Here is a 13,679-nt window from a genome sequence, read left to right as displayed (position 1 = left end):
GTATACCATAGGGCAGGTGCGATGGGGGCGGACGGAAAAAGGGGCCGACACGGATGTCGGCCCCTTCGTTGGGATTGTACTAACAACTGTCAATTCGAAAAAGCCCCCCTCCTACCTCCCCCCTCCGGGGGGAGAACTCTCTGCCCTCCCCCAGCGGGGGAGGGGTGGGTGGGGGTAGACGAACTCTCTTTTCGGGAAAGCCTCGTCTCCCATGTAAAGGTAGCTATTTCTTCACGTTGTAGAACACGTCCTTGCCGCGGAAGAGGGCGGTGGTGTCCAGTTCGTCCTCGATCCGGAGCAGCTGGTTGTACTTGGCGACCCGGTCGGTGCGGCAGAGCGACCCGGTCTTGATCTGGCCGGCGTTGACCGCGACGGAGAGGTCTGCCAGGGTCGTGTCCTCGGTCTCGCCCGAACGGTGGGAGATGACGCAGGTGTAGCCGGCCCGCTTGGCCATCTCGATGGCGTCCAGGGTCTCGGTCAGGGTGCCGATCTGGTTCAGCTTGATGAGGATGGAGTTGGCGATCCCCTTCCGGATACCTTCCTTGAGGATGGCCGGGTTGGTGACGAACAGGTCGTCGCCGACGATCTGGATCCGCTTGCCGAGGCGGTCGGTCAGCTTCTTCCATCCGTCCCAGTCGTTTTCGGCCATGCCGTCCTCGATGGAGATGATCGGGTACTTGTTGACCAGGTTCTCGTAGAAATCCACCATCTGCTCGGGGGTCTTCTTCGGCTGGGCCTCGTTCTCCAGGGTGTAGACCCCGTCCTTGAACAGTTCGGACGACGCAACGTCCAGGGCGAGCAGCACCTCGTCACCCGGCTTGTACCCCGCCTTTTCGATCGCCTCCATGATCACTTCCAGCGCCTCTTCGTTGGATTTCAGGTTGGGGGCGAATCCCCCCTCGTCGCCGACGGCGGTGTTGTACCCCTTGGCCTTGAGCACCCCCTTGAGGGCGTGGAATATCTCCGCACCCATCCGGAGCGCTTCCCGGAAATTGGGCGCACCGGCCGGCATGATCATGAATTCCTGGATGTCCACGTTGTTGTCGGCGTGGGCGCCGCCGTTGAGGATGTTCATCATGGGAAGCGGCAGTTCCTTGGCGTTGGCCCCCCCGATGTACTGGTAGAGGGGGAGTCCCGCTTCGTCGGCGGCCGCCTTGGCCACCGCCAGGGAGACGCCGAGGATGGCGTTGGCCCCCAGCTTGCTCTTGTACTCGGTCCCGTCCATTTCCAGCATTTTCCGGTCGATGCCGACCTGGTCGCTCGCTTCCATGCCGATGACTTCGTCCGCGATGATGTCGTTGACGTTGTCGACCGCCTTGAGAACGCCTTTCCCCAGGTAACGGGACTTGTCGCCGTCACGGAGTTCCAGTGCCTCGCGCTCGCCGGTCGATGCACCGGACGGAACCGCGGCCCGCCCCATGGCGCCGGATTCGAGGAAAACTTCCACTTCCAGCGTCGGGTTGCCCCGGGAATCGAGGATTTCTCTGGCGTACACATCGGTAATCTGACTCATTTCATGCCCCCTTGCGATGAATATGGAGTGGCAGGTCCGCTGACCTGTCTACAGTTTTATATACAACTCCGCGTCCGGTCGTTCACGCTGTCCGGCACGAACCGCCGAACTGTTTCCGGAATCCTGTTTTCGTGGCAGTGACCATCCCGAAGCCGGGGTTGTAGTATAAATGTTTTTTATATATACCAGACAGGACCGAAAGGGAAGGATTTTTCCGTAATCGTGGGGTGTTAGGGCGGATGGTTTGAGTTGACAGCAATCTGCTATACGTCTATAGTATGCCTTTACGCAATCCACCGCCACGGCAGTACAGACGGGGTTTTAACAAACGCACATGCCCACCCAGACTGGTGACAAGAATAAGCCTGCCCGGAATTCCCTGGTCCTCATCGCCGAACACTTTCTGGATTCCCTGGTGGAAAGGTTCGCCGGTGGCCGACACGAGCAACGCAACCGCTTCATCCTTCTCTTTCTTGCAGCCGCCATTCTCGCCTTTCTCATTATCCCCGGCAAGCAGTTCCATGCGGTCAGCTACAAGGTGGGTGATATCGCCACCTCCGACATCCGCGCCACCCAGGACTACCTGTTGGAAGACCACCCCCTGACCGAAAAGAAACGGGCGGAGGCGGAATCCGTTGCTCCTTTTGTCTACGATTTCAACACCAGTGCCGCCGAAGAAATAACCCTGCGATTCGAAAAAGGACTGGCGCTGGTACGTGAGGCGATGGGGCAGGAGGAAGGGCCCGACATCAAGAACCTGCGGGATGTGGTCTCCAAATCCCTCGGCGTGGAGTTGTCGCCGGTGGAACTCGGTGCACTCCTGGCCGTCAGGTCGGACCGGACACTTCTGACTGAAATCGGTCGTATTACCGGCCAGATCTACAGTCAGAGAATCGTCGTGGACCGGCAGGTGTTTTCCTCAGATATGGGCCACGGCATTCTCATCGTCGACGCGGAAACCCGCCAGGTGATTGCCGCCGGCAACTCGACTGCGTACATCGGGCTGGCAGATGCGCGCAATGCGCTGGAACGTGCCCGGATGTCGCAAGGGGGGGGACAGCATACCCTGGCAACCGTCAAGGAAATTCTTGCACGGATGCTTAAGCCGAATCTGACCTTCAACCGCGAGGCGACGAACGAGAAGAAGCGGGAGGCGCGGGAGGCTGTGCGTCCGGTGCTGTTCCAGTTGAAGCAGGGTGAGATGATCGTCCGGGTCGGTGAACGGATCACCGCCGAGCAGGCTCTCAAGCTCCAGCGGATAGCCGAGGCCCGCAAGGGGATGAACCGGGTGGTGGGAGGGGTCGGCATCTACGGACTTGTGCTCATCCTGTTCTATCTCCCTTACCGCTTCGCCCGCAAGAACATCCGCAAATTCAATCCGTCCAACAAGGACCTGCTGCTCCTGGCGTTTATCACCATCTGCTCCTTCCTGCTCCTGAAAACCGTCTATATCGTCTCCACGGTGATGGGGGGGATATTCCCTTCCATCGACACCGCCAACTACTATTACCTGTTCCCCTTCGCCGTCGGCGCCATCCTCGTGCGGATCATCCTCAACTCCGAGGTCGCCCTGGTTCATACCGCCATCTGTGCCCCTCTCTTCGGGATAATGTTCAACAACAGCCTCCCGGTGGTCATCTACTCCCTTCTCGGCGGGGTGGTCGGTGCCCATGGGGTCCGGCAGTGCAAGGACCGGGGGACCATCTACAAGGCGGGGGCGAAGGTGAGCGTGGCGAACCTGGCCCTGGCCATCTCCTTTCAGATAGTGGGAGACAGCCTCTTCTCCATGCAGTCCCTTTACTGCATCGTATTTGCCCTGGCAGGCGGTATCATCAACGCGGCCTTCGTAACCGGCATCATCCCCATACTGGAGGGGTTCTTCCACTACACCACGGACATCAAGCTCCTGGAACTGGCCAATCTCAACTCTCCCATCCTGCGGGAACTGATGATCCGGGCTCCCGGTACCTACCACCACAGCGTGCTGGTGGGGAACATGGTGGAGTCGGCGGCGGAGGAGATCAATGCCAATCCTCTCCTGGCGCGGGTGGCGGCCTACTACCATGACGTGGGGAAGATATCCAAGCCGCTCTACTTCATCGAGAACGTGGGAGGGGGTGAAAACCGCCACGACAAGCTTTCCCCCAACATGAGCGCCCTCATCCTCATAGCCCACGTCAAGGAAGGGGTGGAGCTGGCGCGGGAGCACCGGCTCGGCCTTCCCATCATCGATATCATCCGCCAGTCCCACGGCACCAGTCTCATCACCTTTTTTCATGACAAGGCGAAAAAGCTGGCGGGAGAGGGGAAGACCGTGGACGAACGGGAGTTCCGCTATCCCGGTCCCAAACCCCAGACCCGCGAAGCGGGGCTCGTGCTTCTGGCGGACTGTGTGGAGGCGGCATCCCGCACCCTCACCGACCCGACCCCGGCCCGCATCCAGGGGCTCGTGCAGAAGATCATCAACAAGGTATTCATCGACGGCCAGCTCGACGAGTGCGAACTTACCCTGAAAAACCTCCATGGGATCGCCAAGAGCTTCAACCGGATACTGGGTGCCATCTACCACCACCGCATCGACTACCCGGAGCCGGCATACAAGGAAAAAACCGCGGGAGGGAAAAAGACCCTTGAAGATAGCCATCGAGAACCGCCAGAGACGCCATCCGGTCAGCATCAGGAACCTGAGAAAAGTGGCGGAGAGGATCTTAAGCGCCTTGGGATTACCCACTAGCGAGCTGTCGGTCGTCATCGTCGGCGACCGGAGCATCCGCATCCTGAACCGGGAGTACCTGGGGCGGGACAAGGCAACCAACGTCATCTCCTTCTCCATGCAGGAGGGGGAGTTCGGGGGGGTCTCCCCCGAAGTGCTCGGTGACGTGGCCATTTCGGCCGATACCTGTGCGAGGGAAGCGGCGGAGGGGGATATCTCCTTCACGGCCCGGCTTTGCTTTCTCCTCCTGCACGGTATCCTTCACCTTGCCGGCTACGACCATGAACGGAGCGGCGAAGCGGAAGCCCGCCGGATGGAGAAGAAGGAGCGGGAACTGTTCGCGATGCTTGAGGGGGAAGGGTTAACGGAGTTCATGTGAAACCGACGCGCTTCATAGATTCCGTCAACTGCGCCATCGAGGGGATCATCCATACCGCCCGGACCCAGAAGCACATGCGCTGGCATTTTCTTGCGGCTCTCGTGCTCCTCGTGACGGTGCTCTTCCTCCGGGTTTCGCCGCTGGAATTCACGCTTCTCACGGTTTCCATCTGCTTCGTCCTGTTTGCCGAGCTGTTGAATACCGCCATCGAAGCGCTGGTGGACCTGGTCAGTCCGGAGTATCATCCCGTGGCCAAGATTGCCAAGGACGTGGCGGCGGGAGCGGTGCTCGTCGCCTCCATCGGCGCGGCGGTCATGGGGTACCTCATCCTCTCCCGGTACATGTTCCCCGTCTACAAGGAGGCGCTCGCCATGGCAGGTTCTCCCACCGAGATGGTGGCGGTGGTTTCGCTCCTCATGGTGGTGATCGCGGTGGTGATCCTCAAGGCGGTCTCCGGTAAAGGAACACCGCTGGAAGGTGGACTGCCGAGCGGGCATGCGGCAGTCGCCTTCGCTATCGCCACGCTGGTATCGATTCTCACCCAGGATCCCATCATCTCCATCCTGGTCATTGCCATGGCCGTGATGGTGAGCCACTCCCGGCTGCTTCTCCGCATCCACTCTCTGCGGGAGGTATTCCTCGGTGCGGTTACCGGTACGATCATCACCCTCGTCGTCATGTTGCTGTTTCGAACCTTGCGATAAAGGTTGAGAGTATGAATTATGAAGTAAAAGCAAAGAAAATTCGTAAGCTAATCATTACGTTGTCACTATGGATTTCAATTCAAAACTCATAATTCAACATCCATAATTGATTTTTTTCAGGAGGGTCTGGTTGTGGAAGAAGGGTCTGGCAGGAAACGGCCGGGTTTGCTGGAAGCGGTGAGCAGGTTCTTGTCGGGACGGCGCAGGATCACCGAGGAAGAGATCCAGGACCTGATGGACGCCGGCGAGGAAGAGGGGCTCATCAACGAAGAAGAAAACGAGATGATCCGTTCTATTTTCGCCCTGCGGGACACGACGGCGCGGGAGATCATGGTTCCCCGGACCGACATGGCCTGCGTACCGGTGGACGCCACGGTGCAGGAGGTGCTGCAGGCGATCGTCGGCTGCGGCCATTCCCGTCTTCCCGTTTACGACGGCACCACGGACAACATCATCGGCCTGATCTACGCCAAGGACTTTCTCAAGTACTGGGGTATGGACGAATCGGCGGTGGACCTGAAACGGATCCTCCGCCCCCCCTATTTCATCCCCGAAACCAAGAACCTGGAGGAACTGCTGCAGGAATTCAAGAAAAAGCGGGTCCATCTGGCCATCGTGGTCGACGAGTACGGCGGTACGTCGGGGCTCGTCACCATAGAAGACCTGCTGGAGGAGATTGTCGGCGACATCCAGGACGAGTACGACGTGGAGGAGGAGTGGCTGGTGCAGGAGGCGGACGGCTCGCTGGTGGTGGACGGTCGGCTCCCCATCGAGGAACTGGAAGAGCACTTCGGTATCGAGGTCGAGCGGGAGAAATTCGATACGGTCGGTGGCCTGCTGTTCCATCTCACCGGCCGCATCCCGGCGGTGGGGGAGGAGATAGAAAACGGCACCATCCGGTTCACGGTGCTGGAGGCGGACGAGCGGCGGGTCAGCAAGGTCAGGATCGTACGTATCCTGCCTGAGAACGAGGATACGGAAGCGTAGTGGATTATCGAAGATTCAACATGCCCGATTTCAAGGCCATTCAACGTCGCGATTTTCTGCTTGCGGTCCTCTCCGGCGTGCTGGTGGCCCTCTCCTTTCCCAAGCCGGCCCTTTCCCTGCTCGCCTGGTTCGCCTTCGTGCCGCTGCTCATGTCCCTGGGAAAGAAGAGCCCCGAGAAGGCATTCAAGCTCGGTTTCGTCTGCGGTGCGACCGCCTTTGCAGGGCTTCTCTACTGGCTCAATATCGTGATGGTCACCTACGGCAAGCTGCACTGGAGCGTGAGCGTCTGCCTCTATCTCCTGTTCGTGGCCTATCTCGCCCTGTTCGTGGCCGTGCCCGTCTGGCTCATGCGGAGGGGGGAACTGGCAGGCGTTTCGCCGCTCGTATCCCTTCCCGTGCTCTGGGTCGGGCTGGAATACCTCCGCTCCTTTTTCCTCTCCGGATTCCCCTGGGCAAGCCTCGGCTATTCCCAGTTCCGTACCCTGCCGCTCATCCAGGTGGCCGATATGACCGGGGTGTACGGCCTCAGTTTCGTCATCATCCTGGCCAATGTGGTCATCTATCGTATCCTGCGGGGGCTTTTCGGGCAGGAGAGAACAGGATATCCCACCAGGGGCGCCGTGGTGCTGTTCGTCCTGCTTGTTGCCATGACCGGTTACGGCTTTTACCGCCTTCACCAGCAGGAAGAGGGAGAACCGTTCAAGGTGGCGCTCATCCAGGGGAATATCTCCCAGGACGTGAAATGGGATCCGGCCTTCGTGGAGGCGACGGTCGCCATTTACGAGCGGCTTTCCCGTCAGGCGGCGGCTGGCGGAGGGACCGACCTGGTGGTCTGGCCTGAGAGCGCCGCACCGTTCTTTTTCCAGAGCGACCCCACCTATGCTCCCCGTATCTGGAACCTGGCCAGGGAGTTGCACACTCCCCTGGTGTTCGGCAGTCCCGCCGTCGAGAAGGACGAACAGGGGAGGCACTTTCTCAACAGCGCCTTTCTCCTGTCGGCGACCGGAGAACAACTGGGGCGGAGCGACAAAATTCACCTGGTGCCGTTCGGCGAGTATGTCCCCCTCGCCCGTTTCCTCCCCTTCGTCCATAAGCTGGTGGAGGGGGTCGGCGATTTTTCGCCGGGGAAGCGGGCCGTCCCCCTCAATACCGGCAAAGGGGTGATCGGCGTACTGGTCTGTTTCGAGGGGATATTCCCCGAGCTTTCCCGCGCCTACGTCCAAGCCGGCGCCCGGCTGCTGGTGAACATTTCCAACGACGCCTGGTACAAGCGGTCGTCTGCCCCCTACCAGCACCTCTCCATGACCGTCTTCCGCGCCGTGGAGAACCGGGTTCCCTTGGTGAGGGCGACCAATACGGGTATTACCGCCATTATCGACAGCCGGGGCCATGTGCGGGGTGCGACCCGGCTGTTCCAGGAAGCGGTCCTGACCGGAGAGGTGCGTCTCGGAACGGGTGACACCTTCTATAGCCGTTATGGCGATCTGTTTGCCGGGCTCTGTCTGGCGGGAACCGCCGTTGTCGGGGTGCTTGGATTCAGAAGGAAAAAATCGCAGAGGTGAGGCAGTTCTCCCTTCCCGTAATCATTTACTTGTCATACTAAAGGAGCATGTGATGTTCAGAGAAGAAGTAGCGCGTATCGAAGCCCTTGCAGAACGGATCGCCAAACTCCGGGGGTCTCTTTGACATAGATCGCAAGCGGGAGGATATTCAGGAGATGGAGGCGCGGATCGCCGCCCCCGACTTCTGGGACGACAACGAAGCGGCCCAGCAGCTCCTTCGCAAGCGGACGGTGATGGAAAAGGCCGTCGAGATGTGGGACCGGCTCAACCGGCAGATGGAGGACATCCTGATCCTCATCGAGCTGGGGGGTGAGGCGGAGGACGAGGCGGTGCTGGCCGAAGTGCGTGGGCTCAACGATTCCCTGGAGCGGGAGGTTGAAGGCGCCGAGTTCCAGCGGATGCTCTCCGGACCACACGATGCCAGCAACTGCTATTTTTCCATAAACGCCGGCGCCGGTGGCACCGAGGCCCAGGACTGGGCCGAGATGCTCCTCCGGATGTACCTCCGCTACTGCGAGCGGAAGGGGTGGAAAACGGAGATCACCGATTACCAGCCGGGGGACGAGGCGGGGGTCAAGTCGGCCACGTTCACCGTCACGGGTGAATACGCTTACGGTTATCTCAAGGCCGAGGCGGGAATTCACCGCCTGGTGCGCATATCCCCCTTCGACAGCAACGCCCGCCGCCATACCTCTTTCGCGTCGGTCTTCGCCTTTCCGGAGATCGAGGACGACATCGAGGTGAAGATCGTCGAGTCCGACCTCCGGATCGACACCTACCGCTCCAGCGGCGCGGGGGGGCAGCATGTCAACACCACCGACTCGGCTATCCGGATCACTCACCTCCCGACCGGAATCGTGGTGGCCTGCCAGAGCGAGCGGAGCCAGCACATGAACAAGGCGGCGGCCCTCAAGGTGCTCCGCTCCAAGCTCTACGAAAAAGAGTTGCAGGAACGGGAGGCCCAGGCGGCTGAGCTTTCCGCGGACAAAAAGGAGATCGGCTGGGGAAGCCAGATCCGCTCCTACGTGCTCCACCCCTACAAGATGGTGAAGGACCTCCGTACCGGCGTGGAGTCGGGCAACCCCGATGCGGTGCTGGACGGCGCACTGGAGGAGTTCATCATCGCCTTTCTCATGGGGGTAAGGCGAAACGTCACCGACGACTGATAAACCCTGTTTCCGGGCATTATTGTCTGTCCTGTTGAGAGAGCTTTTTTCCCTTTCTGCTGTTGAGGATTCCCGTATGACCCGATTATTTTCCGTTGCATGGATCGTATATTTTACCCTGGTGCTCGCCACCACCGGCTGCGCCGCCCAGCGCAAGATTACCGCCGGGCCTGCCGGGATCAGCCGGCTTGGCTATTCGATCCAGGTGGGGGCCTTCAAGGAGGTGGGGAACGCCGAGCGGTTGGCCGCCAAGCTGCAGGCGAAGGGGATCGATGCGTTCTACTTCAAGAAGGAGGACGGCGTCTACGCAGTCCGCTTCGGCGACTTTTCTACCCACGAAGCGGCTAAGCAGGCAGGCAGGAAACTGGTTGCGGAGAAGCTGGTGGGTGCGTTCTTCATCGCCGTACCCCGTCCTGCACCCGCCCGGAAAGTGAAGGGGCCGGAGCCGCGTCAGTTGCCGCCGACAGCTGCACACGCACCGGCAACCCCGCCCGCCAAATCCCGACCGACGACGTCCAGCGACATGGGGGGGATTGCGGCCCGCACCGCCGAGCGCTTCGTCGGCATTCCCTACCGCTGGGGAGGCGACACGGTGGTCGACGGGATGGATTGCAGCGGTTTCGTCCGGGCGGTCTTCAATCTGTGCGGTGTCAACATCCCCCGCACTTCCCGGGATCAGTACAAAGTCGGTGACCAGGTCGGCCGGGACGATCTGAAGGACGGGGACCTGGTCTTCTTCGGTGAGTCGGAGGAGAAGATCAACCACGTGGGGATTTATGTCGGGAGCGGCCGTTTCGTTCACGCTCCCCGCCGGGGGGACGACATCAAGGTGTCGGCCCTGGATGAGAACTATTTCGCGTCGCGATTCGTCGGCGCGAAACGGTACTTTTAAAGCAGTTTTGAGTTATGAGTTTTTAGTTTTTAGTTGAAAGTCTGAAATTCAAAATATGCTTCGTCACGAAGTTATGGCTTGGGAACGAGTCTGCTGGAATTTGTGTTCACTAACTCAAAATTAATAACTCAAAACTCAAAACTTCATTTATTACGAGGTGTTGCATGGCATTCATTAAGCCCTTCCGAGCTGTCAGACCAACGAGGGAGCTGGCCGAGAAGGTCGCGGCGCTCCCCTATGACGTCATGAGCGTGGCCGAGGCGCGGGAGATGGCGGCGGGAAACCCCCACAGCTTCCTCCACATCTCGCGTCCGGAAATCGATCTTTCCCCGGAGCTTGACCCCCACTCCGAGCCGGTCTATCTGAAGGGGCGGGAGAACCTCCGCCAGTTCGTGCAGAACGGCACCATGACCCAGGATGATGGTGAGTGCTACTACGTTTACCGGCAGCGGATGAGGAACATCGTCCAGACCGGGCTCGTGGTCTGTTCCGGCGTGGACGACTACCAGACGGGGGTGATCAGGAAGCATGAACTGACCCGGGCCGACAAGGAAGAGGACCGGGTGATGCACATCGACTACCTGGATGCCAACGACGAGCCGGTCTTCTACACCTTCCGGCACGAGCCGGCCATCGCCGCCATCGTTGCCGAGGTTGCGGCCGGTCCCGCTACTTACGACTTCGCCACCGACGACGGGGTAGCCCACACCCTCTGGATAATCGACGACCGGCAGCGGATCGACCGGCTGACCGACCTGTTCCATGCCATCCCCACTCTCTACGTGGCCGACGGTCACCACCGGAGCGCTGCCGCCAGCCGGGTGCGGGACATGCGCCGGGCAAAAAACCCCGCCCATGACGGTACGGAAGAGTACAACTACTTCCTGACCGTTATCTTTCCCGACAACGAGATGAACATCATGCCGTACAATCGGGTGGTTAAGGATCTCAACGGGCATACCATCGCGGAGTTCATGGCCAAGGTGGCCGCCCGGTTCGAGATCGACCCGGTAAACGGCAGCTTCACGCCGGCCGGACGTCACCAGTTCGGCATGTACCTGGACGGCAAGTGGTACGAACTGCGGGCCAGGGAGGGCTCCTTTACGGAAGAGGATGCGGTGGAACGGCTCGACGTCTCCATCCTGCAGAACAACCTCCTCAACCCGGTCCTCGGGGTGCGCAACCCCCGTACCGACCAGCGGATCAATTTCGTCGGCGGAATCCGGGGGGTGGAGGAACTGGAACGGCTGGTGGCGAGCGGTGAGTACGAAGTGGCCTTCTCCCTCCATCCGACCTCCATGGAGGAGTTGATGGAACTGGCGGATGCGAACAAGATTATGCCGCCCAAGTCGACGTGGTTTGAGCCGAAGTTGAGGTCGGGCCTGTTTGTTCATCTGCTATCCTGATGACGAATTACTGGCTCTTCAAATCGGAACCGGGATGTTTCTCCTTCGATGATCTGGCGCAGCGGCCCGGGCAGACCGAGCAGTGGGACGGGGTGCGGAATTTCCAGGCCCGCAATTTCCTGCGGGACCAGGTGCAGGTGGGGGACGGGGTGCTCTTCTACCACAGCAACATCCCCGAGCCCCACATAGCGGGTACCGCGTGGGTAGTGCGGGCCGGTTATCCGGACTGGACTGCCTGCGACCCGGCGAGCGAGCATTTCGACCCCAAGAGTTCGGCCGATAATCCCATCTGGTATATGGTCGATGTCCGGTACGGGGAAGCCTTCAGGCGGCCGGTCACCCTTGCCGAGCTGAAGGCCCATCCCTTGCTGGCCGGGATGGTGCTCCTGCAGCGGAGCAGACTGTCGATCCAGACGGTGACACCGGAGGAATGGACGATCATTCTGGGGTTAGGCGGACTTTAATACTTGAGTTCTGAGTTTTGAATTAACATCAACATCTGAGTTGGAGGATGGTGTGAGAAGTATGGAAAAATGGATAGTGGCGTTGTTGCTGGTGGTGGCGATTTCGATCCCCGCCTGTGTCCAGAAAGAAGCGAAACAGCCCGACGGTGAAGCGAAGGTGGCCGCAGCACTACCGGCAAATGCGCAGAAGACTCCTTCCGGCCTTGCCTATGTGGATATGGTTGTGGGGAGCGGACCGGCTCCCACGGCTGGCAAACCGGTAAAGGTGCACTACACCGGCTGGCTTGAGAACGGCGTCAAGTTCGACAGTTCGGTGGACCGGGGAGAGCCGTTCGTTTTCACCATCGGTGCCGGTCAGGTGATACCCGGTTGGGACGAGGGCGTGTTGTCCATGAAGGTCGGGGGGAAGCGGAAGCTGATCGTCCCTCCCCAGCTCGGCTACGGCGCTGCCGGCGCGGGTGGGGTGATTCCCCCCGATGCGGTTCTGATCTTCGACGTGGAGCTCCTGGACGTGGCGAAATAATCTTCGGTGCCCTATAACGGGCAAGGGGGAAGGATGCGAACGGTCCTCGGTTGTATCGGTATGCTGCTCGTTGCACTGCCGGCGGTTGCGGCGACGAAATCGGTTACGCTCTATCTTGACGGTGCCCGGGTAGAGAGCAGTGTCACCGTTTCGGGTTCCTACCTGGAGATACCTCTCCCTGCCGGGGCAACCACCGATTCGCTGCGCATCCGTCCGCAGGGGGGTACCCGGTTGAGCAGGGTCGAACTGGTTCCGGCCCGCCCCGAGCCGAAGCTTGGCCGGGAACTTGCCCGGCTGGAGGAACGGCGGGAACTCCTCCATGATCGGCTGAAAGCACTGGCTACGCGGGAGGATATCTTCAAGGCCGCAGCCAAGGCTCAGAGCGGCAAGGCTCCGAGGAAAACCAAGGCCAATCCTGAGCCTCTGGCGAGTGTCCGCCAGGGCACCGATTTCGCCATTGCCCAGCTTGAAGGGGTCTACCAGTCACGGCGCAAGACGGAGCATGACCTCAAAAGCGTTGAAGAACAACTGGCTGCTCTGAAGAAAAACGGCAATGCCGACGGCACCGTGGCCCGGGTCTGGCTGGCCGGAAAGGGGGGAAGGGTGACGGCTTCATACCTCCGCCCCGATCTGAAGTGGCACCCGGTCTATGACGTGCACCTGCGGGAGGGAAACCGCCTGGAACTGGTCATGCGGGCCGACTTTCCGCCACTCGGCAAGGATGCCATGGTAACGGTCGTCTCCGGCGCCTTTGATGCCCCCCTCCCCCATCCTGCCGCTCAACCCGTCGCTGCACCACTGGCGCCGGTCACTACCCTGGTCCTGCCGCTGGAGAAAGAGCTGGTCGCTTCCACACCCCAACCGGTTGTTACCTTCACCTTCAGGAATCTGTCGGACCGTGCTCTCTTACCTGGTGAGGCCACCTGCTACCGCCAGGGGGAATTTCTCGGAATGGTTCCTTTTGCCGACGTTGCTCCCGGCGAAACGCGGGAGATGACCTGCGGAAGATAACAAGGTTTCCACCCCCACCAAAGTTCGCGTTCTGGCGTAACCGTTTCGCGCCAATGCACGAATTCACCACGAACCGTCCTGCCATTCCGGCAAGGCGGTTTTTTTATGCGGTAAACGTTTCTGCGCATGTTTTTCGTAACAAACTGAAATGATAGGAATAAATCAATAATTCAATTAATGGCACTTAACTTGCTGTCCTGTAAAGGATTTCCGCCCAGAAACTTCCTGTAGCCAGCGGTATGAATCCTAAGTCAAAGTAATTAGGGGTGATTTATATGTCAACCGTAATGAGAAACCTCTTTACCGTAACGGTGATAGCGCTAGTGGTGCAGGTGATATGGCAGGGGGGTGTTGCGAGT

At 59.9% G+C, this 13,679-nt stretch carries 12 protein-coding genes; 11 read left to right on the top strand and 1 reads right to left on the bottom strand.

Translation table 11 applies throughout. From position 1 onward, the window contains the following. Positions 1 to 223 precede the first annotated feature (223 nt). Positions 224 to 1,513, bottom strand: coding sequence for a phosphopyruvate hydratase (gene eno / locus KI810_RS10565; protein ID WP_214175509.1), 1,290 nt, complete (start codon positions 1,511 to 1,513; stop codon positions 224 to 226). 334 nt (positions 1,514 to 1,847) lie between these two features. Between eno and KI810_RS17345 the strand changes: the two genes are divergently transcribed. The 11 genes from KI810_RS17345 (at position 1,848) to KI810_RS10515 (ending at position 13,320) form a co-directional block, all read left to right on the top strand. After that, positions 1,848 to 4,247: an HD family phosphohydrolase gene (locus tag KI810_RS17345; protein ID WP_246525500.1), complete on the top strand. Its 2,400-nt coding sequence runs from the start codon at positions 1,848 to 1,850 to the stop codon at positions 4,245 to 4,247. Next, complete coding sequence (gene ybeY / locus KI810_RS10560; protein WP_281412588.1) at positions 4,231 to 4,605, top strand: rRNA maturation RNase YbeY; 375 nt, start codon at positions 4,231 to 4,233, stop codon at positions 4,603 to 4,605. The genes KI810_RS17345 and ybeY overlap by 17 nt, the downstream gene beginning before the upstream one ends. Further along, positions 4,602 to 5,309 (top strand): diacylglycerol kinase, encoded by a 708-nt coding sequence (locus KI810_RS17595; protein ID WP_214175507.1) that lies wholly within the window; start codon positions 4,602 to 4,604, stop codon positions 5,307 to 5,309. The genes ybeY and KI810_RS17595 overlap by 4 nt, the downstream gene beginning before the upstream one ends. A 132-nt stretch (positions 5,310 to 5,441) precedes the next feature. Continuing rightward, positions 5,442 to 6,296, top strand: a complete 855-nt coding sequence (locus tag KI810_RS10550) for a hemolysin family protein (protein ID WP_214175506.1) — start codon at positions 5,442 to 5,444, stop codon at positions 6,294 to 6,296. Continuing rightward, the gene (lnt, locus tag KI810_RS10545; RefSeq protein ID WP_214175505.1) at positions 6,296 to 7,858 is read left to right on the top strand and encodes an apolipoprotein N-acyltransferase; all 1,563 of its coding nucleotides are present in this window, start codon (positions 6,296 to 6,298) and stop codon (positions 7,856 to 7,858) included. The genes KI810_RS10550 and lnt overlap by 1 nt, the downstream gene beginning before the upstream one ends. A gap of 52 nt (positions 7,859 to 7,910) precedes the next feature. Further along, positions 7,911 to 9,024 (top strand): peptide chain release factor 2 gene (gene prfB / locus KI810_RS10540; RefSeq protein ID WP_214175504.1). Its coding sequence is split into 2 segments (ribosomal slippage): positions 7,911 to 7,979 and positions 7,981 to 9,024, totalling 1,113 coding nucleotides; the frame shifts between segments, so codons are not numbered across the junction. 76 nt (positions 9,025 to 9,100) lie between these two features. After that, positions 9,101 to 9,916 (top strand): C40 family peptidase, encoded by an 816-nt coding sequence (locus KI810_RS10535; RefSeq protein WP_214175503.1) that lies wholly within the window; start codon positions 9,101 to 9,103, stop codon positions 9,914 to 9,916. 164 nt (positions 9,917 to 10,080) lie between these two features. After that, complete coding sequence (locus tag KI810_RS10530) at positions 10,081 to 11,322, top strand: DUF1015 domain-containing protein (RefSeq protein WP_214175502.1); 1,242 nt, start codon at positions 10,081 to 10,083, stop codon at positions 11,320 to 11,322. Then, positions 11,322 to 11,786, top strand: coding sequence for an EVE domain-containing protein (locus KI810_RS10525; RefSeq protein WP_214175501.1), 465 nt, complete (start codon positions 11,322 to 11,324; stop codon positions 11,784 to 11,786). Before KI810_RS10530 ends, KI810_RS10525 begins: the two co-directional genes overlap by 1 nt. Positions 11,787 to 11,838: 52 nt before the next feature. Further along, positions 11,839 to 12,309, top strand: coding sequence for an FKBP-type peptidyl-prolyl cis-trans isomerase (locus tag KI810_RS10520; protein WP_214175500.1), 471 nt, complete (start codon positions 11,839 to 11,841; stop codon positions 12,307 to 12,309). Between the two features lie 33 nt (positions 12,310 to 12,342). After that, on the top strand, positions 12,343 to 13,320 hold the full coding sequence (locus tag KI810_RS10515) for a DUF4140 domain-containing protein (RefSeq protein ID WP_214175499.1): 978 nt from the start codon (positions 12,343 to 12,345) through the stop codon (positions 13,318 to 13,320). The last annotated feature ends 359 nt before the right edge of the window (positions 13,321 to 13,679 follow it).

The sequence above is a fragment of the Geomobilimonas luticola genome (assembly GCF_018476905.1).
Taxonomy (GTDB): domain Bacteria; phylum Desulfobacterota; class Desulfuromonadia; order Geobacterales; family Geobacteraceae; genus Geomobilimonas; species Geomobilimonas luticola.
Note: the sequence above shows the minus strand (reverse complement) of the source record. Positions and strands in the feature narration are given on the sequence as shown.

Excerpts from the sequence above, each read along its gene's own strand:
- eno (WP_214175509.1), bottom strand. The coding sequence starts at position 1,513 with ATGAGTCAGATTACCGATGTGTACGCCAGAGAAATCCTCGATTCCCGG.
- KI810_RS17345 (WP_246525500.1), top strand. The coding sequence starts at position 1,848 with ATGCCCACCCAGACTGGTGACAAGAATAAGCCTGCCCGGAATTCCCTG.
- KI810_RS10535 (WP_214175503.1), top strand. The coding sequence starts at position 9,101 with ATGACCCGATTATTTTCCGTTGCATGGATCGTATATTTTACCCTGGTG.
- KI810_RS10530 (WP_214175502.1), top strand. The coding sequence starts at position 10,081 with ATGGCATTCATTAAGCCCTTCCGAGCTGTCAGACCAACGAGGGAGCTG.
- KI810_RS10525 (WP_214175501.1), top strand. The coding sequence starts at position 11,322 with ATGACGAATTACTGGCTCTTCAAATCGGAACCGGGATGTTTCTCCTTC.
- KI810_RS10515 (WP_214175499.1), top strand. The coding sequence starts at position 12,343 with ATGCGAACGGTCCTCGGTTGTATCGGTATGCTGCTCGTTGCACTGCCG.